We start from the raw sequence: 21,213 nt of genomic DNA on the forward strand, positions 1-21,213 counted from the left end.
CGGCACCACCCGCACCACCGGCTCCTGCCCCAGCGGCTCCGGCGCCCGCACTGGCCCAGTCGAATCCAGCCGTGCGTCCTACCGCGGCCAGTAGCGGCCTGCCCGAGGTCAAGACGCTGGCTGTGCTCGGCGGCGTGATCGCCATGGCGCTGGCCGCGGCCGGCTCCGGCGCGGTGAGTTTCCAGAGCGCCTCCGCCGCGCAGGCGCGCGTCGACGCCGCACGCGCGGAATTCTTCGGACCGAGGGCCTGAGGGGGCGCGAGATGACCGAGAGCCGGATTCGGACGGGCCGCTCCTACCGCCGCGTCGCCGCCGCCGTCGACGCGGTGTGCGCGGTCGCCGCCGATTTCGACGCCACCACGTTGGAGGAGGTGGTCCTCGCGATCTCCGCCGAACGCGGCCGCCTGATCGAAATCGCCGACGCCCAGCTCGGACCGGGTGTGTGCGGTCAGCGCCGCAGCTATCCGGACAAGGACGTGATCGTGCTGGCCGCCGCCCTGCCCAGCCGCGACCACACCCTCGCGCACGAACTGGGCCACGTGGTCTTCGACCACCCGGGTGAACCGGCCGCCGAGGTGACGCTCGAGGCCAGCGACGATCTGATCGCCTACATGCTGTCCCAGCGCGCGCATCAGCGGATCGTCGACGATGGGCAGGACGAACAGTACGAGTGGGAGGCCGAGACCTTCGCCGGCATGCTGATGACCCGCCTGCGCGTCTTCAACAACCGCGGCGCCGGTGTCTCGGTGCTCCGATTCGACGAGGCTCTCGGATGACCGAGGGGACCGGAGGCGGCAGCGTGCGTAACCACGGAGGGCCCTTCGGTCGTCCGCAGAAGACTCGGATGACCGAGGGGCCCGGAGGCGGCAGCGTGCGTAACCACGGAGGGCCCCTCGGACATCCGACGACAGGCACGGGGTAGAAACATGACGTTCTGGTTGACTGCGCTGTTGGTGTGGATGGCGGCCGGCGCCCGCATCGGTCGTGTCCTGGTGAAGCCCGCGACCACGGCCCGGGTGGCGATCGTGATCGCGGTCGCGGCGGTGGCCGCCGCGGCCACCCTCGGCATCCCGGAGATCGGGGTCGCGGTGGATCACGCACTGCCGCACGGGATCAACGGCCAGGCCCTGGCCGACCGGCTGGTGGCGGCGACCTGGCTGCTGTTCGCGGTGGCGACGTCGGTGGTCGCGGCCGCCGCCTGGCCGGTGGTCTCGCGCCGAAATCTTCGTCAAATCGCCTGGCTGGTCTACGGTTTCGGCGCGCTCGTCATCGCGGCCACCATCGGGTGGTCGATTCTGTTCGGCTGGGTCATGACCTTGCTCGGCTGCGTCTTCGTCGCCGTGACCGGCCTGCGCAATCTGGACTGGACGGCGCTGGGCCGCGGTATCGCGCTCTACACCGCCGGCACGGTGGTGGCGGGAGTCCTTGCCGCGCTGTCGATTCGGCGCCTGGCGATCGGCGAACAACCCGCGCGCCCCGGCGATCCGGGCTGGTTCTGGCCGACCTGGCAGCTCGCGAGTCTGCTGATCGCGGTCGGTGCGGTGTGGATCGTGATCGAGCTCTGGGTGCGGGCGCGCCTGCTGCTGCGCCAGATTCGGACCCTGCATCGCACCATGATCAAGCGCTTCCCCGAGGTGGTGGCGCACGAGCAGACGGTATCGGCCACTCAGCTCAAGGCTTCCGATCAGGTCGCGCAGATCATGGACGCGCTGTATCTGCAGACCGGCGGCGGTATGGAACTGGCGGCGGCCGGGGTACCCGCGCGTTCGGTCACCGAACGTGCCGAGCGGGTCGCCCGCTGGGCCCGCAATCCGCTCGGTGACGAGATCGTCGACGCCCGCTGGATCGCACCGCCGGAGGGATTGAGCCCGCGCGGCTGGGTGCAGGCGATCGCCCGAGCCTTCGAGCGCACCGCGACAGAACGGAAACCTTCCGAGCCGAGACCGGCAGTCGCGTAACGCTGGCGATCGAGTGGGCGCCGAAGGTGCGAGTCAATTCGATGCTCGTCGGCATGGTCGGCACGCTGGCGCCACGGTGTCGCAGAGGACGGCGGCGCGCGCTGGCAGCCATCCGAATTGGCGCCTGTGGTGCGTGAGTTGATCGCAAGGCAACCGATCCCGAGCCGGTGTACGGCCTTATCGCGGCAATGACACGCCTGCCGGGTCGCGCGGCGTCCTTCCCGCCGCCGCGATCCGCACGGTCGACGATTCCGCGTGCCGTGGCGCGACGAGCATTCGGGCTCAACCGATCTCGCTGCGCGAGCGAACTGTCTGAAGTTAGGATGTGCCGCATCGCGAGGTCCGGGCGATGGGTTGTAGCGACCGGGTAGAGATCTGCGCTGAGAACTCGAGGGAAGGCGAGCGCATGACCATGGGGCGGGTAGCGCGCGTTGTTGCGGTCGCCGGAATGTTCTGTAGTTGTGCGGTTCTCGGCCCCCAGGTAGCCGCCGCTCACCCAGCTCACCCCAATCCGGCTCGGCCGAATCCGGGTCAGCCGAATCCGGGTCAGCCCCATCCAGGTCAGCCGAATCCGGGTCAGCCGAATCCAGGTCAGCCGAATCCAGGTCACGCCCAACCATTTCATCCGCCCGCATCTCAGCCGAACGCCGCAACGGAGCAGGGCTCCGCAGATTCCCGGCCGACCGGTCCCGGTGCCGAAGCGCGGCAGCAACCGGGCACGGCCGCACCGGGTGCGGCGGGGCCTACTCCGTTAGACGATAACCAGAACCACGGCAATCTCGACGCCCCGGGACGCGCTACGACCTCTTCGGCGCCGGCTCCCGCAGGGTTGTCAGGACCGGCGGCCCCTGGTTCCCTCCTGGCCTTGCTGACCGGAACGGGCCCTGCCGCAACGGCTTCCGAATCGGCTATTGTGATCGACCCCGGGCCACCGGTCACCGGACCGGCCGCGATCAGGGCCGCTGCCGCGAGGTCGCCGCTGCTGATTCTTTCATTGCCGCACCGTGTTCGGCGGCGCACGGTTCCCGCGCGACCGACGCTGGTACTCCCGACGTTGCCGCGGGTCCCCGCCGATCCCCTGCCTCCGGTCGACGTCGCCACCCCACCCGTGCCGGCTGCGGTCCCGATCGCACCGACCCCCGCGCCGTCGGCGTCGGCCGCGGCTCCGGCGCCCGCGCCGGCCCAGCCGAATCCCGCCGGCGACCAGATCGTGGCCATTGGCAAACCGCCGGAGGTCGAGATGCCAGCGGTCGCCGGCAGTGTGATCGCCATGGCGCTCGCCGCAGTCGGCTCCGGTGCGATGAGCTTTCGCAGTGCCTCGGCGGCGCAGGCACGCCTCGACGCCGCACGCGCGGAATTCTTCGGACCGAGGGCCTGAGGGGGCGCGGAATGATCGAGAGCCGGACTATTCAGACAGGCCGCTCGTATCGCCGCGTCGCCGTCGCCGTCGACGCCGTGTGCGCGGTCGCCGCCGATTTCGACGCCACCACCCTGGAGGAGGTGGTCCTCGCGATCTCCGCCGAACGCGGCCGTCCGATCGAAATCACCAATGCCCAGCTGGGGCCGGGTGTGTGCGGTCAGCGCCGGAGCTACCCGGACAGGGATGTGATCGTGCTGGCCGCCGCCCTGCCCAGTCGCGACCACACCCTCGCTCACGAACTGGGACATGTGGTCTTCGACCATCCCGGTGAACCGACCGCCGAGGTCATGCTCGAGGCCGGCGACGATCTGATCGCCTACATGCTGTCCCAGCGCGCGCATCAGCAGATCGTCGACGACGGTCGGAACCAGCAGTACGAGTGGGAGGCCGAAACCTTCGCCGGCATGTTGACGACCCGCCTACGCGTATTCGACAACCGTGGTTCCGGCGTCTCGGTGCTCCGATTCGACGAGGCACTCGGATGACGGTGCATGCCGGTCATCCGACGAAAGGGAAGGGTTGGTGATGATCTTCTCGTTGACGGCCCTGCTGGTGTGGATGGCGGCCGGTTCCCGTATCGGCCGCGTCCTGGTGAAGCCCCCGACCACGGCCCGGATGGCGATCGTGATCGCGGTCGCGGCGGTGGGCGCCGCGGCCACGCTCGGCGTTCCGGAAACCGCGGTCGCGGTGGACCAATCACGGCCGCAAGGAATCAACGGTCAGGCTCTGGCCGACCGGCTGGTGGCGGCGACCTGGCTGTTGTTCGCGGTGGCCACCTCGGTGGTGGCGGTCGCCGCCTGGCCCGTGGTCTCGCGTCGAAATCTGCGTCAAATCGCCTGGGCGGTATATGGTTTCGGCGCGCTCCTCATCGCCGCCACCATCGTTTGGTCGATCCTGTTCGGCTGGGCCATGACGCTGCTCGGATGTGCCTTCATCGCGGTGACGGGTCTGCGCAATCTGGACTGGACGGCGTTGGGGCGCGGCATCGCGCTCTACACCACGGGCACCATGGCTACGGGAGTGCTTGCCGCACTATCGATCCGGCGGCTGACGGTCGGTGCACAACCGGTGCCTCCCGGCGAGCCGGGGTGGTTCTGGCCAGGTTGGCAGCTCGCGAGTCTGCTCATCGCGGGCGGCGCGGTATGGATCGTGATCGAGCGGTGGATGCGGGCGCGGCTGCTGCTGCGACAGATCCGAGCCCTGCACCGGACCATGATCAAACGTTTTCCCGAGGTGGTGGCGCACGAGCAGACTGTGTCGGTCACCGAGCTCAAGGCGTCCGACCAGGTCGCTCAGATCATGGACGCACTATATCTGCAGACTGGCGGCGGTATGGAGCTGGCGGCGGCGGGGGTGCCCGCGCGTTCGGTCACCGAACGCGCGCAACGCGTGGCCCGCTGGGCCCGCGATCCGCTCTGTGACGAGATCGTCGATGCCCGGTGGATCGCACCGCCGGAGGGGCTGAGCCCGCGCGGCTGGGTGCAGGCGATCGCTCGCGCTTTCGAGCACACCGCTACAGAACGGAAATCTGCGATCGCGCAGGCAGATTGAGCCTTATCCGGCGCGAAGGGGTAATGCCGGCGCCGATACCGGGCGCGAACGGTGCTGTCGGCGCGGCGACGGATTGGGCGGGCGGTCCGATCGCACAGCGCAGACCGAAGCGTCACCGCTTCGGTCGCATGTCACAAGACAACCATGTCACAAGACAACACAGTGCGGTTCCGAGTGCCGCACTGTGTTGCCTTGTCCGACTTGCTATTCCGTGCCGTCCGGTGGAACCTCGGGCAGACCTTCACTCGCCCGGAGCTTTTCGGCCATCGAGGTCAGGAGGTTCTGCGACTCTTCGGAGAGATCGAACGCCCTGCTCGACAGCCGACGCAGTCCATAGCCCTGCAGCTGGGACAGCAACTCCAGATCATGGTCGATCTTGGCGGCATAGATGTCGTTGAAGAAGTAGTCCGGTTTGACCTTGAAGAACTTTGCCAGTGCGGCAACCGTCTCATCTGAGGGGTTCGTCCGCTGACCCGACCGCAACTGCGAGAGATACGGTTTCGAGATCGGATGCCCGGAGGCGGTGAGCGCTGCCGCCACCTCGGCATTGGTGTGCGGCTTACGCCCCGGGGGATGCACGGTTTCGAACAGCTTGTTCAGCCGCGCCGCGAAATCAGCCATTGTGAGCCGCCCAATTCCCTTCGCTGTACTAACAGTCGTTATCTCGGATACGTATCATTGATATTAGCGGCTGAGTAACTGAAAACCTACGCCTGATTCAGGATTTCCTTGAAGCTTCCAGGTCGGCCGTCCGGGAACTGTTCAGCGTCGGCGCGTTTGCGGGGCACCGCACCCTCACTGGTCGAGGGGCAGTACGCTCCGGTTCTGGCCCGTCGAACGAGTCTCGTTCAACGGGCCATTGATAACCGGAAGATAGCTGACATCTCATCCTTTTGTCTGTATCGCAGTTTGTGTGGCGTACGACACGTCTCGGACCTGTGAGGATGAACGTTCAACTACGGATGAAATCTGTTCGGTATTACAACCGCTCGATGATTGTTCCGGTCGCAAGTGCGCCACCGGCGCACATGAGGACCATTGCGATCGACTTGTCGGAGCGTTCCAGCTCGTGCAGGGCGGTGGTGATCAACCGCGAGCCGGTGCTGCCGACCGGATGTCCGATCGCGATCGCGCCGCCGTTCACGTTGACCCGGTCCATATCCGGCTTGTGCACCGACGCCCACGACAGCGGGACCGAGGCGAAGGCCTCGTTGATTTCGAAGAGGTCGATATCGGCGATGCTCATGCCCGACTTCTCCAGCAGCCGCGTCGTCGCCTGCACCGGGCCGTCCAGGTGGAACTCCGGCTCGGCGCCGACGAGGCACTGGGTGACGATGCGCGCCCGCGGCTTCAGTCCGGCACGCGCGGCGGCCTGTTCGTCCATGAGCAGCACCGCGGCGGCACCGTCGGAGATCTGCGACGAGGTACCGGCGGTGTGAATTCCGCCCTCCAGCACCGGCTTCAGCTTCGCCAGGCTCTCCCGGGTGGTCTCGCGCAGTCCCTGGTCGCGGTTGACGTCGAGCGTCTCGCCGGTGAGGGTGCCCTCCTTGTCGACCTGCGGCGCGCCGGCGATGGTCAGCACCTCGCGATCGAAGCGCCCCTCCGCCCAGGCCTGCGCGGCCAAACGCTGTGAGCGCACGCCGAATTCGTCGATATCGTCGCGGGTGATGCCGCGCCGCTTGGCGATTCGCTCGGCCGCCTCGAACTGGTTGGGCATATCGATGTCCCAGCTCGCCGGGCGGCGGGGCCCGGCGTTCTCACCCACGTTCGCGCCCAGCGGGACGTGGCTCATGGATTCGACGCCGCAGGCGACGCCGATGTCGATCGCGCCCTGGGCGATCTGCCCGGCGATCAGGTGGTTGGCCTGCTGGGCGGACCCGCACTGGCAGTCGACCGTGGTCGCGCCCACCTGCCAGGGGAGTCCGGCGTGCAGCCACGCGGTGCGGGTGACGTTGTTGCCCTGCTCGCCGACCTGCATGACGCAGCCGCCGATGACCTGTTCGACCAATGCCGGATCGAGCTGTGCGCGCTCGAGGACGCCGCGCTGCGCGGCGCCGAGCACCTCGGCGGCGTGCAGGCCGGCCAGCCAGCCGTTGCGTTTGCCGATCGGGGTGCGCGCGGCCTCGACGATGACGGGGGTGCCCATAACTTCAACCTTTCGAACAGGATCCGTATCAGCACAGAAACTGGAACAAGTTCTGTGGATGTACTGAGGGCGGACTATGGCTTCTTTACTACTGATACCACCTATGCTGCAATGAAGGTAGAACGTGTTTCAGTTAGTCGAAGGAGACAACTGGTGGTTGACACCCATGTAGCTCCGAACCTCCCCGAGGGGTTCGACGCCACAGATCCCGATATGTGGGCCCGCGGCATTCCCGTCGAAGAGTTCGCGGAGCTGCGCCGGGCCGCGCCGATCTGGTGGAACCCGCAGTCTCCGGAGGTCGGAGGGTTCCACGACGACGGCTTCTGGGTCGTGTCCAAGCACGCTGATGTCAAGGAGGTCTCGCGGCGCGACGATTTCTCCACCTACGAGAACACCGCGATTCCCCGCTTCAACGACGACATCCCGCGCGAGGCCATCGAGCTGCAGCGCCACATCCTGATCAACAAGGATGCGCCCGAACACACCAAACTGCGCAAGCTGATTTCCAAGGGGTTCACCCCGCGCGCGATCAACGGCCTGCGCGCGGAGCTGTCCGCCCGCGCCAAATCGATCGTCGACGCGGCCGCGGCCAGCGGCGCCGGCGACTTCGTCACCCAGGTGGCCTGTGAGCTGCCGCTGCAGGCGATCGCCGAACTGATCGGCGTCCCGCAGGAAGACCGGATGAAGGTCTTCCAGTGGTCCAACGAGATGACCGGCTACGACGATCCGGACAGCGATGCCGACCCGGCCGCCTCGTCGATGGAGATCCTCGGCTACGCCTGGCAGATGGCGGAGGCCCGCAAGGCGGAACCGGCCAACGACATCGTCACCGCTCTGGTCAATGCCGATATCGACGGTGAGGCGCTGACCTCGGAGGAGTTCGGCTTCTTCGTCATCCTGCTGGCGGTCGCCGGAAACGAGACCACCCGCAACGCCATCACCCACGGCATGATCGCGTTCCTGGAGAACCCGGAGCAGTGGGAGCTCTACAAGCGCGAGCGGCCGGCCACCGCCGCCGACGAGATCATCCGCTGGGCCACGCCGGTGAGCTCGTTCCAGCGGACCGCGCTGGTCGACACCGAACTGTCCGGGGTGCAGATCAAGAAGGGCCAGCGTGTCCTGCTGATGTACCGCTCGGCCAATTTCGACGAGGAGGTGTTCGAGAACCCGTACACCTTCGACATCACTCGCGATCCGAATCCGCACCTGTCCTTCGGTGGTACCGGCGCTCACTTCTGCATCGGCGCCAACCTGGCCCGCCTGGAGATCGACCTGATCTTCAATGCCATCGCCGACCACCTGCCCGATATCACCAAGCTCGGCGACCCCAAGCGTCTGACCTCGGGCTGGCTCAACGGCATCAAGGAATTCCAGGTCGACTACAAGACCAAGGCCTGATTCGCACCCTGAAACACGGACAGGGCGGGCACCCGATGGGTGCCCGCCCTGTTGTTCGTGCGGCCCTCGTTTCGTGCCGCGCTGCCTCACTGCTTGCGCATGGTTCCCATCGCGCGATCGGTTTCCCAGAACGCGCGCAGTGCCACGATCTTCCCGGCGTCGTCGACCTTGTAGGTGAAGACGCCCTCGGCGTCGATGACGTGTCCGCCCAGCTGCGTGCGGATCAGCCCGGTGAAGGCCACCTCGCTGCCGCAGGCGAAGGAGTCCCCGAAGAGGAAGTCGATGGATTCGGTGGGGGCGATGGCCTTGTCCCAGAACGCCGCGATGGCTTCGTGGCCGCGGTGGCCCACGCCCTCGGGGTCGAAGACCGAGGGGCCGATCGGATCCTCCACGATGCCGTCGGTGGCGAACAGTGCCAGCCACGCGCCCTTGTCCCGGGCGCGGACCGCGGCCTGTGAGGCCCGTCCGGCGAGGCGTGCCGGATGTTCGGTGGTGGTGGTAGCGGTCATGTCGAACTCCCGGCTCGGCGGTATCGGCGAATTTGCTGATGGAATTGCAAATGTGCTTTCCGCCGGCAATCCGGTCACCCGGAAATGCCGGCGGAATTGCGCGTCACCGTGGTTCCGAGCCCACTACCCACATCGAGAAGTACTGTGATCCGCCACCATAGGCATGGCCGAAGGCTTTTCGAGCACCCTCGACTTGGTAATCGCCGGCCCGGCCCATTACCTGCTTGGCCGCCTCGGCGAAGCGGATCATGCCGGACGCGCCGATCGGATTGGAACTCAACACGCCGCCCGAGGGGTTGACCGGCAGCTTCCCGCCGATCTCGGTCTCGCGCGCGTCGACCAGCTTCCAGCCCTCGCCCTCGGGGGTGAAGCCCAGGTTCTCCAGCCACATCGGCTCGAACCAGGAGAACGGGACGTAGATCTCGGCCGCATCGATCTCCTCGAGCGGATTGGTGATCCCGGCCTGCTTCCACAGTGCGGCCGCGGCGTCCCGTCCGGCCTGCGGATTGACCTGGTCGCGGCCCGAGTAGGCCAGCGGTTCGGTGCGCATGGCCGTGCCGTGCACCCACGCGACCTTCTTACCCGACGCCTCGGCAGCCTTCGCCGACTCCTCGTCGCCGATCACGATCGCGCACGCGCCGTCGGAGGACGGGCACGTCTCGTCGAAACGCACCGGATCCCAGAGCATTTGGGACGCGAGTACCGATTCCATGGTGATATCGGGCTGGCGCAGGTGTGCGAACGGATTCTTCGCGCCGTTGCGGCGATCCTTCACCGCGACCATCGCGCCGATGTGCAGGGGAGCGTTGGCCCGGCGGATGTACGCGCGCACGTGCGGCGCGAAGTATCCGCCCGCACCGGCGCCGACCGGCATCGTGAACGGCACCGGATTCGACAGCGCCCACATGGCATTGGATTCGGACTGCTTCTCCCAGCAGATCGCCAGCACCCGGCGGTACACACCGGCCTGCACGTGGTTGGCGGCCACGACGCCGGTCGAACCGCCGACCGAACCCGCCGTGTGCACGCGCAGCAGCGGTTTTCCGGTGGCGCCCAGGGCGTCCGCCATGAACAGCTCGGGCATCATCGAGCCCTCGAACAGATCCGGCGCCTTACCGACGATCACCGCGTCGATGTCGGCCATCGTCAGATCGGCATCTTCGAGTGCGCGATCGATTGCCTCGCGGCACATACCGGCCATCGAGACATCGGTCCGTTTCGTCACGTGATGGGTTTGTCCCGTGCCGAGTACGGCGGCTTGCTGCGTCATCGTCCTGCCTCCAGGATCGCCACCAAGTTCTGCTGCAACGCCGGACCACTGGTGGCGTGTGCGAGGGCTCGCTCGGCGGTGCCGTTCATGATTTCGTTGGCCGCGTAGCCGATTCGTTCCAGACCTGCGGCGAACATCGGGTTGCCCGCCAGCGCACCACCCGAGGGGTTGATGCGGGTGGACTCGCTCAGCCCGATGGCCTGCTTCAGGATCAGCTGTTCGTGGCTGTAGGTCGCATGCAGTTCGGCGACATCGAATCCGCTCGCGTCCCCGCCGAGCACCGCCTTGGCCGCGGCCGCGGTGGAGGGGGAGGTGGTCAGATCGCGGGCGCCGATCATCGGGGTGTCGATGCGATGCGCCATGCCGGTCAGCCATGCCGGCCGCTCGCACAGCTCGCGGGCCTTGTCGCCGCGGGCCAGCACGATCGCGGCGGCGCCGTCGGTGATCGGCGCGATGTCGTGCTCGCGCAGCGGATTCGCGACATACGGTGCGGCGAGCCGCTTCTCGATCTCGGCGTCGTCGGCGGCCGAGACCGCGGCCATATCGCGTTCGGTCCAGTTCCCGGCGTCGAGTCCGGCCCGGGCCTGCAGTCCGGCCACCGAGACCGCATCCGGCCACAGCGGGGCCACCAGGTACGGATCCATCTGCATCGTCAGCACCTGCCGCAGCGTGCCGGCCGAAGGCTTGCCGAAGCCGTAGACCAGGGCGGTCTCGGCCTGTCCGGAGCGCAGCTTCACCCACGCCTCGTACAGCGCCCAGGCGGCGTCCATTTCGACGTGCGATTCGTTGATCGGCGGCACGGCGCCGATCGAGTCGATCGCGGAGATGAACGAGAAGGCCCGTCCGGCTAGGTAATCGGAGGAACCCGAGCACCAGAAGTCGATATCGGACACGCCGATGCCGAGCTTGTCGTACAGCTGCCGGAAGCACGGGACCAGCATTTCGACACCGTTGGTGGTGCCGTAGGTTTCACGGACATGCGGGGCGTGGGCGAAGCCCACCACCGCGATATCTGTTGCGTTGTCGCTCAAGGTGTTTCGCTCCTAGAGGTGGTGCCGGTAGCTGTCGTAGTCCGCGTCCGGCTCGCCGTTGGGCTCGAAGTGGTCCACGTTCTCCAGCGTGTAACCCCACTCCTCGCGCGGCTTCCACACCGCCTTCACGCGCATACCCATGCGGACTTCGCTGGGATCACAGCCCAGCACCCGGTGCAGCACCGGAATATCGGCGCCGTCGAGCAGTACGTACGCGGTGACGTACGGCGGCTTGATCTTCTGTCCCATGAACGGCACGTTCACGATGCAGAACGTGGTGATGGTGCCGGTGTCGGGCAGGTCGACCATCTCGTCGGTCGGACGGCCGTCGATCGGGTCGGCACCGCGGGGCGGGAAGTACACCTTGCTCTCGGCGTCGGCGCGACCGCCGATCAGGCGACCCTCGGCCAGCGCCTTCAGATACCGCGTCTCGGTGGGCGAGGCGGTGTGCTTGTACCGCAGGTCGATGGGGGTGACGATGCCGGTGACCGGCTCGGCCGCATCGGCATCCGCCGAGGTGGAACCGGCTGGGGCCGAGGAGGTCTCGCCCGGTTCGACACAGGCGATGTCGTGGATGCTGCCACTGCGCTCGGCGGCCCAGCGCACCCGCACGCGCAATCCGCTGTGCACCTCGTCGGGAGACGACACGTCGAGAGCGTGCAGCATCGCGGTATCGGCGCCGTCGAATTTCACCAGCGCCCAGGCGAAGGGGCGGTCGAACGGCTGGCCGGGCAGCGGATCGGCGACCCAGCTCCAGCTCTGCACCGTGCCGACATCGGAGACGTCGACGAAGTCGGTCAGCCGCTGCGCGGTCACCGGATCGAATTCCGCCGGCGGCACGATCACCCGGCCGTCGCTGCCGCGGACGCCGACGATCCGGCCCTCGCGCAGCCCGGTCAGGAACCGGCCGATGGTCGGTCCGACCGATCGGGTGTAGTCGAACTTCATTCGTAGTTCGGCGCTGAGTACCTCGGGTGCGGGTTCCGCTTCCGGACCGCTGCCTTTCGCGATTACGCCGGTCATGGTGTTCCCATTGGTCACGATATCGAGTAGAACAGGTTCTTATTCTGGTGGCAAGGGCTACCTGGAAAGGTGTCCGGCAACGGGCTCGGTGAAACGGGCTGGGCGGAAGGAGTCGACGATGCGGTTCGGATTGCAGCTCGGATATTGGGGTGCGGGGCCGCCGCCCAATGCCGGGGAGTTGGTGGTGGCCGCCGAGGAGGCCGGATTCGATGCGGTGTTCGCCGCCGAGTCCTGGGGTTCGGATGCCTTCACGCCACTGGCCTGGTGGGGTTCGTCCACCCACCGGGTCCGGCTCGGGACGTCGGTGGTGCAGCTGTCCGCTCGCACCCCCACCGCGACCGCGATGGCCGCGCTGACCCTCGATCACCTCAGCGGTGGCCGCCACATCCTGGGGCTGGGCGTCTCCGGCCCGCAGGTGGTGGAGGGCTGGTACGGCCAGCCCTTCGCCAAACCGTTGCAGCGCACCCGCGAGTACGTCGGGATCATCCGCCAGGTGCTGGCCCGGGAGGCGCCGGTGGTGAGTCAGGGCGCGCAGTACCGGCTGCCCTACGACGGGCCGGGCTCGACCGGCCTGGGTAAACCACTCAAGCCGATAACCCACCCGCTACGTGCGGATCTGCCGATCTGGCTCGGCGCCGAGGGGCCCAAGAACGTGGCTCTCACGGCCGAGATCGCCGACGGCTGGCTGGCGATCTACTACACCCCGCGACTCGCCGGAATGTACGACGAATGGCTCGACGAGGGGTTTGCCCGTCCGGGTGCCCGGCGTTCTCGGGAGGACTTCGAGATCGCGGCGAGCTGCCAGGTGATCATCACCGACGACGCCCGCGCCGAGATCGATCGGATCAAGCCGGTGATGGCGCTCTACATCGGCGGCATGGGCGCCGAGGAGCTGAACTTCCACGCCCAGGTCTACCGCCGGATGGGTTACGGCGCCGAGGTCGACGAGATCACCAGGCTGTTCCGCTCCGGCCGCAAGGACGAGGCCGCCGCCGTGATCCCGGACCAGCTGATCCTCGACACCGCCATCATCGGCGACGAGGACCATGTGCGCTCCCAGCTGAAGGTCTGGGAGGCGGCGGGTGTCGGAATGCTCCTGGTGACGGTTCGCGACGTGGCGCAGCTGGACCGCCTCGCCCCCCTTGTTCAGATGTAGAACACGTTCTAGATTCGAGGAGTGACTTCGATGGAGCCGGCGCAGAAGCTGGGACTGTGGAATATCGCTGCCACCGACCCCGATCGGATCGCGGTCGTCGATCCGTCGGGGCGGGAGGTCAGCTACCGGGAGTTGTCCGACCAGGCCGACCGCATCGCAAGAGGCTTGCAGACCAAGGGGTTACAGCCCGGCGATGTGCTGGTGTCGATGGTGCACAACACCACCGATGCGCTCGGCGTGTACTTCGCGGCCTATCAGGCCGGGCTGTACATCGTGGCGGTGAACTGGCATCTGACCGGTCCGGAGATCGCCTACATCCTCGGTGACAGCGAGGCGAAGGTGTTCATCGCCGACGAGCGTTTCGCCGAAGCCGCGACCATCGCCGCCGACGAGGCGAATGTGCCTGCGAGCGCGCGCTATTCGGTCGGCGACATCGCCGGTTTCCAGCCCCTGGCCGAGCTCGGCGCGGGCGAGTCCGGACGCCCCGACGTCCGGACCACCGGTGCGCCGATGCTCTACACCTCGGGAACCACCGGCCGCCCCAAGGGTGTTCGCCGCCCGCTGACCGGCGCCGATCCGGATGTGGTGGGCCCGCAGGCGACCGGCTTCTTCGGACTCTTCGGCATCCAGCCCTTCGATGACCACGTGCACATCTGCGGTTCGCCGCTCTATCACACCGCCGTGCTGAACTTCGCCTCCATCTCGATTCAGCTGGGGCACAAGGTGGTTCTGATGGACAAGTGGGATCCGGAGGAGATGCTGCGGCTGATCGACACCCATCGGGTGACGCACAGCCATATGGTCCCCACTCAGTTCCACCGCCTGCTCGCGCTCCCGGAGGAGGTGCGGGCGCGCTACGACGTCTCCTCGCTGCGGTGCATGATCCACGGCGCCGCACCGTGCCCTCAGGAGACCAAGCGCAGGATGCTGGAGTGGTGGGGCCCGGTCGTCACCGAGTACTACGCGGCCACCGAGGGTGGCGGCACGTCGATCTCGGGCGAGGAGTGGTTGCGCAAGCCGGGTTCGGTCGGCAAGGCCTGGCCGTACGCGGTGGTGAAGGTGCTCGACGAGCAGGGCAACGAGGTCGCGCCCGGCGAGGTCGGCCAGGTGTACATGAAGATGGGCGGCTCCAACTTCGAGTATCACAAGGACAAGTCGAAGACCGAGGACGCGCGGGTGGGCGATCTGTTTACCGTCGGCGACATCGGGCACATGGATGCCGACGGCTATCTGTTCCTGCACGACCGGCGTTCGGATCTGATCCTGTCCGGGGGTGTGAACATCTATCCGGCCGAGATCGAGGGTGAGTTGATCACCCACCCCAAGGTCGCCGATGTCGCGGTCTTCGGTATCCCGCATCCGGATTGGGGTCAGGAGGTGAAGGCCGTCGTGCAGCCGGCCGAAGGAGTCGCGGCCGACGACGAGCTGACCCGGGAGCTGATGGAGTTCGCCGCGGCTCGCCTGGCGAAGTACAAGCTGCCCAAGAGCATCGACTACCTGCCCGAACTGCCGCGCGATCCGAACGGCAAGTTGTACAAGCGCAAGCTGCGCGAGCATTACGTGCCCGCGTAGCCGCAGTCTCGCCGATCGAGTCCGGACGCCCTTTCCGTCCTGCCCTGTGTGGGGCGTCCTCGGTCGCGGCGCCCTCGAGCCCGCCCGGTTGTGACCGGCGGGCTCGTCGGCGTTGCAGAATACGCGTTTCGGCGAAACCCACTGCCGATTCGGCCGAATTAGTAAACTGTGTAAATCAAGTCTTGTCAGGCGTAAGAACACGTTCTATTTTGGTCCTGTGAGCTACAACATAGCGGACCTTGTCGAACACACCATCGACCTCGTGCCGGACCGTGTCGCGCTGGCCGACGACGTCCGCTCGGTGACCTATGCCGAGCTGGAGGATCGGGCCAACCGATTGGCGCACTACCTGCAAGAACAGGGTGTGCAGCCGGGTGACAAGGTCGGCATCTACTCGCGCAACACGATCGAGGCCGTGGAGGCCATGGTCGCGATCTTCAAGGCGCGGGCAGTAATGATCAACGTGAACTTCCGGTACGTCGAGAACGAGTTGCAATACATTTTCGACAATTCCGATATGGTCGCGCTGATTCACGAACGTCGCTACAGCGACAAGGTGTCGGCCGTGCGGCCGAACACGCCGAAGTTGAAGACGGTCATCGCCGTGAACGACGGTACCGAAGCCGAGGTGCCGCTGCCCGCGGATTCGGTGGAATACGAAGCGGCGCTGGCGGCTTCGTACGGTGAGCGCGACTTCGGCGACCGCTCCAACGACGACATCTTCATGATCTACACCGGCGGCACCACCGGCATGCCCAAGGGCGTCATGTGGCGCCACGAGGACTGGTGGCGGGTGCTCGGCGGTGGCATCAACTTCGTCACCGGCGAAGCGATCGAGGACGAGTGGCAGCAGGCCAAGGCCGGCGCCGCCGGCGGCCAGATGGTGCGCTACCCGATCCCGCCGATGATCCACGGCGGTTCGCAGTCGGCGACCTTCCACGGCCTGTTCGACGGTGGCAAGACGATCATGCTGCCGGAGTTCGGCGCCCACACCGTGTGGCAGGCGATCGACCGCCACGGCGTGAACCTCATCTTCATCACCGGTGACGCCATGGCGCGGCCGATGCTGGACGCGCTCAAGGAAGGCCATCCGGAAACCGGTGAGCCGTACCAGCATTCGAATCTGTGGGCGATGGCCAGCAGTGCGGCGCTGTTCTCCCCGGCGCTGAAGGACGAGTTCATCGAGCTGCTGCCGAATACGGTCATCACCGATTCCATCGGCTCCTCGGAGACCGGTTTCGGCGGGCTGTCGGTGGCGGCCAAGGGTGCCACCCACACCGGTGGTCCCCGGGTCAAGATCGACGCCTCCACCGCGGTCATCGACGAAGAGGGCAACCCCGTCGCGCCCGGCTCCGGTCAGGTGGGCGTGCTGGCTCGGACCGGCAACATCCCGCTGGGCTACTACAACGACCCGGTGAAGACCGCCGCGACGTTCAAGGAGTTCAACGGCGTTCGCTACTCCATCCCCGGCGACTTCGCCCGGGTCGAGGAGGACGGCACCGTCACGATGCTGGGCCGCGGTTCGGTCAGCATCAACAGCGGCGGCGAGAAGATCTACCCCGAAGAGGTCGAGGGCGCGCTCAAGTGCCATCCGGAGATCTTCGACGCGCTGGTGATCGGTGTGCCGGACGAGCGCTGGGGACAGCGGGTGGCCGCGGTCGTGCAGTGTCGCGGCGCCGACCGTCCGACGCTCGAGGAATTGCGTCCGGTGCTGACCAAGGAGATCTCCTCCTACAAGCTGCCGCGCAGCCTGTGGTTCGTGGACGAGATCAAGCGTTCGCCGGCCGGTAAGCCCGACTATCGCTGGGCCAACGAACACGCCCGGTCGCGGCCGGCCGACGAGGAATCCCAGGCTGCGTCGAAATAGGCACACAGCGATCGCCCCGCAGAAATAGATAGCTCGCCGAAGTAAATAACCGGCAATCGATATCGCCGCGCCCGGCACGGCACCGCCGGGCGCGGCGATATCGTGTCGCCGAAACGCGGTGAGTTCTGCGCACCGGCGGTCCGTCGAGTGCCATTGCGTGGCCGCGGCCTGCTGGGCACGGCGTTCGTGTCCATGCCCCTACTTCCGGGGTGTTTTCTGTCGGTGGCCTGTGCCACAGTGATCCGCATGAGCGAACAAGCTTCCGCCGGCACGGTCGACGACGTGCTGCAGCAATTCGAGAGTTACCGGCGGGAGCTGTGTGCTTACGCCTATCGGATGTTGGGTTCCTCGTTCGAGGCAGAGGACGCGGTTCAGGAGACTTTCACTCGGGCCTGGAAGGCCTACGACTCGTTCGAGGGGCGGTCCAGCCTGCGGTCGTGGCTATACAAGATCACCACGAACATCTGCCTGGACATGCTCGACGGCCCCCAGCGCAGGGCCCGGCCGATGGACCTGTCCGGACCGTCGAGCCCGGACAGTCCGCTACCGCCGCCGCAGCCCGATTACGTCTGGGTCGAACCGATTCCGAACGCCCTGGCCTTCGGCGCCGACCCGGCCGAGCACGCCAGCACCAAGGATTCGCTGCGGCTGGCGTTCGTGGCAGCCTGCCAGCATCTGCCGGCCACCCAGCGGGCGATCCTCATCATGCGGGAGGTGCTGCGGTTCTCGGCCAACGAGACGGCCGAGATGTTGATGATGTCGCCGGCCTCGGTGAACAGCGCGCTGCAGCGGGCCCGCGCGACGATGTCGAAGGTGCAGCCCTCGGAGTCGGGGGGCTACGACGAATCCGACGACAGTCAGCGCAAGCTCGTCGACGGTTTCGTGCGCGCCTTCGAGGCCTACGACATGGACGCGCTCACCTCGCTGCTGAAAGAGGATGTGGCGCTGTCGATGCCGCCCATCGAGCTGTGGGTCTCCGGTCCGGAGAACGTCGCTCGGTTCATGCTCTCGCCGGGCCCCTCGGCCTGCCGGGGTTCGCGGCTCGTTCCCCTCGAGGGCGCCAACGGACTTCCGGCCTTCGGTCAGTACAAACCGACCGAGGAACCCGGGGTCTTCTCGCCCTGGTCGATCACGGTGCTGGAATTCGAGGGTTCCGCGATCAGCGGACTGAACTTCTTCCTCGACACCGACCGGTTGTTCCCGCTGTTCGGATTACCGCCGGAGTTGCGCGACTGATCCCTCGTGGATCGTGCACGGGCCCGCCGGTCGAAAGACCGGCGGGCCCTTCCTTTTCGTGCCTGCGGACCTCCCGCTTCTGCGAGATACCCTATGGGGGTATGGCCTGAATCACAGGCGCGTTCCGTATCGCACGAATACCCTATGGGGGTATACAGAACGGGTCGGAAATTCAACGGGCGCAGCGGATGCGCCCGCAACCGAGGAGTGAGGATTTCTATGTCCACTCGGGTATCCGCGCCGCCGTCGCGGCGCTGGTTCGCATTGGCTCTGATCGCGCTGGCTCAGTTCATGGTCATCATGGACACCTCGATCATCGGGGTGGCCCTGCCGAAAATGCAGGATTCCCTTGGCTTTTCGCAGGAGGGCCTGTCCTGGGTCTTCAACGCGTACGTCATCGTCTTCGGCGGATTGCTGCTGCTCGGCGGGCGGCTGTCCGATATCTGGGGCGCCCGCCGCATCTTCCAGGCCGGCTGGGTGGTGCTCGGCGCCGGCTCGCTGGTCGCCGGGCTCGCCGGCTCGCCCGCGCTCGAGCTGATCGGCCGGGGTGTCCAGGGAGCCGGCGCCGCATTGATCGCGCCCTCGGCGTTGACGCTGCTGATGATGGTGTTCGGGTCGAATCCCAAGGAGCTGACCACCGCATTCGCGTTCTACGGCGCCGCCGCCCCGGCGGGCGGTACCGCCGGCGTATTCCTCGGCGGCCTCATCACCGAGTACGCCTCGTGGCCGTGGGTCTTCTACATCAACATTCCGATCGCCGCGCTGGCCGTCGTCGCGGCCGCGGTGCTGGTCCCCGGCGGGGCAGCCGCGGCCGGCGGTTCGGTCGACGTGCTCGGCGCCCTCACCGCGACGCTGGGCTCGGGTGCGGCCGTCTTCGCGGTCGTCCGCGCTCCCGAGGTCGGGTGGGGGTCCGGATCGACCTGGGCCGTCCTGGCGCTCGCGGTCGCCCTGTTGGCGGCGTTCCTGGGCCTGCAGGCCCGTCGCAGCGAACCGCTGATGCCGCTGTCGATCTTCCGTGCGCCGAATCTCGGTGCGGCCAACCTGGCTCAGGTGCTGCTGGGTGCGGCCTGGGTGCCGATGTGGTTCTTCCTGAACCTGTATCTGCAGCAGGTTCTCGGCTATTCGGCGTTCCCGTCGGGCGCTGCGCTGCTGCCGATGACCGCCCTGATCATGGTCGGCATGATCGCGGTGTCACCGAAGTTGTTCGCGCGCTTCGGGGCTCGCGCCATGATCGTCACCGGACTGCTGGTCCTGGGGGCCGGGCTGGTCTGGCTGACCTTCATCCGAGCCGACGGCACCTTCTGGATCGACGTGCTGCCCGGATCGCTGCTGGCCGCATCCGGCATGTCGCTGGCGTTCGTCCCGTCGCTGCAGACCGCCATCTCCGCGGCGCGGCCGGAGCAGGGCGGCCTGGCGTCCGGGCTGGTGAACACCGGCTATCAGATCGGATCGGCGCTGGGGCTGGCGGTGGTCACCGCGATCGCCGCGGCCGCCGGAGCCGACCGCATCGATGACGCCGATGCGCTCACCGACGGGTTCTCGGCCGCATTCGGTGCCGCGGCGGGGATCGCGGTGCTGGCGGCGGCGCTCGCCTGGGCGACATTCCGGTCGGCTCGGCGCGAGCGCGTGCCGGCCGATGTGTGACCGCGCTGCGGACGGAGTGGCCCTCGACCCGGTCGGGGGCCACTCCGCGTGCGCGGGACACGAAAACGTCTGCGCGCCTTCGAGGTACTAGTCGATCGCCTTGGCGGTCAGCCAGATCGTGATGACGACTCCGGCGGCCACCGCCATGCCGATGTGGCCGGGGGAGCGTGCGTAGTCGTAGCTCGAGAGCGCCGCGACGGCCGCCATGACGAACATCAGCGAACGTTTCACCCTGTCCCCCCACCTCTCGGGGTTCAAGCATACGAGAGGCGGAAGTGGTTGCGCCACAGAAGAATACCCGCATCGTGCCGCGCTGCCGTTGCGAAGTGTTCGCCGATGACCGAGGGGCACCTGTGGCAGGCGAATAGCTCGGTGGCTCGAGCGGCTCGAGCTGGCGCGACGGCGGATCCTGCGATGGCCCTGACGAAAGATGCTGGGGCGGAGAGGATTCGGTCGTCGTCGTGCGACGATCAGGCGGTCAATCGGGCACGGTGTGGCAAGCCTCGATGAGTGCCCGCAACTCGGCGCGCGGCGGATCGGGCCGCACCGCGAGATAGCTCGGCATCCTCGGCTCCGGGTTGCGCAGCGGACGCCAGACCACGCCCGGGAACGACAAGTGCGCCGCCTGGGCCGCGTAGTACACGGTCCAGCTCGGCGCGCCGAAGCCGATCGCGGCCAGCGTGTCCTGTTCGGTGGTGAACTCCGGTCCGAAGACCGGTGCGAAGCCGGCCTGCCGGCACGAGTCGGTGACCAGGTCGTACAGGGCGGGATTGCGCGTGCGGCCGACCAGCCGCAGTGGCAGCTCCGCGAAACGCGCGAGATCGATCTCCCGCAATACCGCGAGGTCGTGGCGAGCGGGAATCGCGGCCACGAGGCGGTCCGACCACAGCGGCAGCAGTTCGAGCCCGGATTCCTCGCGCGCACCGCGCACGATCGCCGCATCCAGTTCACCCGAGCGCACCCACTTCATCCGATCCGCGGTCTCGGCGTTGACCAGTTCGAGGTGGGCGTGCGCGGCGCGGTGGGCGAAGGCGACGAGAATGCTCTCCAGGCGGGTGCCCAGACCGGTGCTGGTGCCCAGCCGGATCGTGCCGGTGCGTTCGGTGCGCAGGTCGTCGATGGCGGCACGGGCCTGCGCCACCGCGGCGAGTACCTGTTCGGCGTGCGGAAGCAGTCGCCGCCCGCCCTCGGTGAGGCGCACGGTGCGGGTGGTCCGCTCGAACAGCGCGACGCCCAATTCCCGCTCCAGGCGGGTGATCTGCTGGCTCACGGCCGACTGCACGATGTGCAGCCGCTCGGCCGCGCGGCCGAAGTGCAGTTCCTCAGCCACGGTCAGGAAGTACTGCAATTGGCGGAGCTCCACGGCGCGAGATTAATCAGTTTCGGTGAACAGTGCCAGCGCGATTCGGCCGTTTTTCGGCGCGGCCGAACGC

Annotated in this window: 19 protein-coding genes and 1 pseudogene; 12 read left to right on the forward strand and 8 right to left on the reverse strand. The window is 67.3% G+C overall.

The window, feature by feature from the left end:
• The 6 genes and pseudogenes from NE2_RS21675 to NE2_RS21700 form a co-directional block, all read left to right on the forward strand.
• A pseudogene (locus NE2_RS21675) lies at positions 1-251 on the forward strand (cell surface protein); the annotation flags it as partial.
• Between the two features lie 11 nt (positions 252-262).
• Positions 263-775 carry an ImmA/IrrE family metallo-endopeptidase gene (locus tag NE2_RS21680; RefSeq protein ID WP_063028910.1) on the forward strand — a complete coding sequence of 171 codons (513 nt, stop codon included), beginning with the start codon at positions 263-265 and terminating at the stop codon, positions 773-775.
• A gap of 150 nt (positions 776-925) precedes the next feature.
• Complete coding sequence (locus NE2_RS21685; RefSeq protein WP_063028912.1) at positions 926-1,957, forward strand: hypothetical protein; 1,032 nt, start codon at positions 926-928, stop codon at positions 1,955-1,957.
• 1,054 nt (positions 1,958-3,011) lie between these two features.
• Positions 3,012-3,335 carry a hypothetical protein gene (locus NE2_RS36335; protein ID WP_146165144.1) on the forward strand — a complete coding sequence of 108 codons (324 nt, stop codon included), beginning with the start codon at positions 3,012-3,014 and terminating at the stop codon, positions 3,333-3,335.
• 11 nt (positions 3,336-3,346) lie between these two features.
• Positions 3,347-3,862, forward strand: a complete 516-nt coding sequence (locus NE2_RS21695) for an ImmA/IrrE family metallo-endopeptidase (RefSeq protein ID WP_063028916.1) — start codon at positions 3,347-3,349, stop codon at positions 3,860-3,862.
• A gap of 40 nt (positions 3,863-3,902) precedes the next feature.
• The gene (locus NE2_RS21700; RefSeq protein ID WP_063028918.1) at positions 3,903-4,928 is read left to right on the forward strand and encodes a hypothetical protein; all 1,026 of its coding nucleotides are present in this window, start codon (positions 3,903-3,905) and stop codon (positions 4,926-4,928) included.
• A gap of 204 nt (positions 4,929-5,132) precedes the next feature.
• On the opposite strand, the gene NE2_RS21705 is transcribed toward NE2_RS21700, so the two are convergent.
• Both NE2_RS21705 and NE2_RS21710 read right to left on the reverse strand, forming a co-directional pair.
• Complete coding sequence (locus NE2_RS21705) at positions 5,133-5,549, reverse strand: helix-turn-helix domain-containing protein (RefSeq protein WP_014348820.1); 417 nt, start codon at positions 5,547-5,549, stop codon at positions 5,133-5,135.
• 358 nt (positions 5,550-5,907) lie between these two features.
• The gene (locus NE2_RS21710; protein ID WP_063010005.1) at positions 5,908-7,074 is read right to left on the reverse strand and encodes a steroid 3-ketoacyl-CoA thiolase; all 1,167 of its coding nucleotides are present in this window, start codon (positions 7,072-7,074) and stop codon (positions 5,908-5,910) included.
• A 213-nt stretch (positions 7,075-7,287) separates the two neighbouring features.
• On the opposite strand from NE2_RS21710, the gene NE2_RS21715 reads away from it, so the two are divergent.
• A complete protein-coding gene (locus tag NE2_RS21715) occupies positions 7,288-8,472 on the forward strand; it encodes a cytochrome P450 (protein WP_063028921.1) in 1,185 nt (394 codons plus the stop codon).
• A gap of 86 nt (positions 8,473-8,558) precedes the next feature.
• Here the strand turns inward: NE2_RS21715 and NE2_RS21720 are convergent, their stop codons facing one another.
• The 4 genes from NE2_RS21720 to NE2_RS21735 form a co-directional block, all read right to left on the reverse strand.
• On the reverse strand, positions 8,559-8,981 hold the full coding sequence (locus tag NE2_RS21720; protein ID WP_063028923.1) for a nuclear transport factor 2 family protein: 423 nt from the start codon (positions 8,979-8,981) through the stop codon (positions 8,559-8,561).
• Between the two features lie 103 nt (positions 8,982-9,084).
• A complete protein-coding gene (locus tag NE2_RS21725; protein WP_062962009.1) occupies positions 9,085-10,251 on the reverse strand; it encodes a thiolase family protein in 1,167 nt (388 codons plus the stop codon).
• A complete protein-coding gene (locus NE2_RS21730; RefSeq protein WP_062994467.1) occupies positions 10,248-11,282 on the reverse strand; it encodes a thiolase family protein in 1,035 nt (344 codons plus the stop codon). The genes NE2_RS21725 and NE2_RS21730 overlap by 4 nt, the downstream gene beginning before the upstream one ends.
• A 12-nt stretch (positions 11,283-11,294) precedes the next feature.
• Positions 11,295-12,305: a Zn-ribbon domain-containing OB-fold protein gene (locus tag NE2_RS21735; RefSeq protein ID WP_063028925.1), complete on the reverse strand. Its 1,011-nt coding sequence runs from the start codon at positions 12,303-12,305 to the stop codon at positions 11,295-11,297.
• A 118-nt stretch (positions 12,306-12,423) separates the two neighbouring features.
• Between NE2_RS21735 and NE2_RS21740 the strand changes: the two genes are divergently transcribed.
• From NE2_RS21740 to NE2_RS21760, 5 genes are all read left to right on the forward strand, one after another.
• Entirely contained in the window at positions 12,424-13,461 is a 1,038-nt protein-coding gene (locus NE2_RS21740; protein ID WP_063009993.1) for an LLM class F420-dependent oxidoreductase, read from the forward strand.
• A gap of 30 nt (positions 13,462-13,491) precedes the next feature.
• On the forward strand, positions 13,492-15,033 hold the full coding sequence (locus tag NE2_RS21745) for an acyl-CoA synthetase (protein ID WP_063028927.1): 1,542 nt from the start codon (positions 13,492-13,494) through the stop codon (positions 15,031-15,033).
• A gap of 217 nt (positions 15,034-15,250) precedes the next feature.
• A complete protein-coding gene (locus NE2_RS21750) occupies positions 15,251-16,900 on the forward strand; it encodes an acyl-CoA synthetase (protein ID WP_063028929.1) in 1,650 nt (549 codons plus the stop codon).
• 246 nt (positions 16,901-17,146) lie between these two features.
• Positions 17,147-18,136, forward strand: a complete 990-nt coding sequence (locus NE2_RS21755) for a sigma-70 family RNA polymerase sigma factor (protein ID WP_063028936.1) — start codon at positions 17,147-17,149, stop codon at positions 18,134-18,136.
• Positions 18,137-18,355: 219 nt separating this feature from the next.
• Entirely contained in the window at positions 18,356-19,780 is a 1,425-nt protein-coding gene (locus tag NE2_RS21760; RefSeq protein ID WP_063028938.1) for an MFS transporter, read from the forward strand.
• An 87-nt stretch (positions 19,781-19,867) separates the two neighbouring features.
• On the opposite strand, the gene NE2_RS35850 is transcribed toward NE2_RS21760, so the two are convergent.
• The gene (locus NE2_RS35850) at positions 19,868-20,011 is read right to left on the reverse strand and encodes a hypothetical protein (protein WP_156055884.1); all 144 of its coding nucleotides are present in this window, start codon (positions 20,009-20,011) and stop codon (positions 19,868-19,870) included.
• 247 nt (positions 20,012-20,258) lie between these two features.
• Positions 20,259-21,143 (reverse strand): LysR family transcriptional regulator, encoded by an 885-nt coding sequence (locus tag NE2_RS21765; protein ID WP_063028940.1) that lies wholly within the window; start codon positions 21,141-21,143, stop codon positions 20,259-20,261.
• Positions 21,144-21,213: the final 70 nt, after the last annotated feature.

Origin of the sequence: Nocardia elegans NBRC 108235 (assembly GCF_001612845.1) — a bacterium.
GTDB classification, from domain to species: Bacteria; Actinomycetota; Actinomycetes; order Mycobacteriales; family Mycobacteriaceae; genus Nocardia; species Nocardia nova.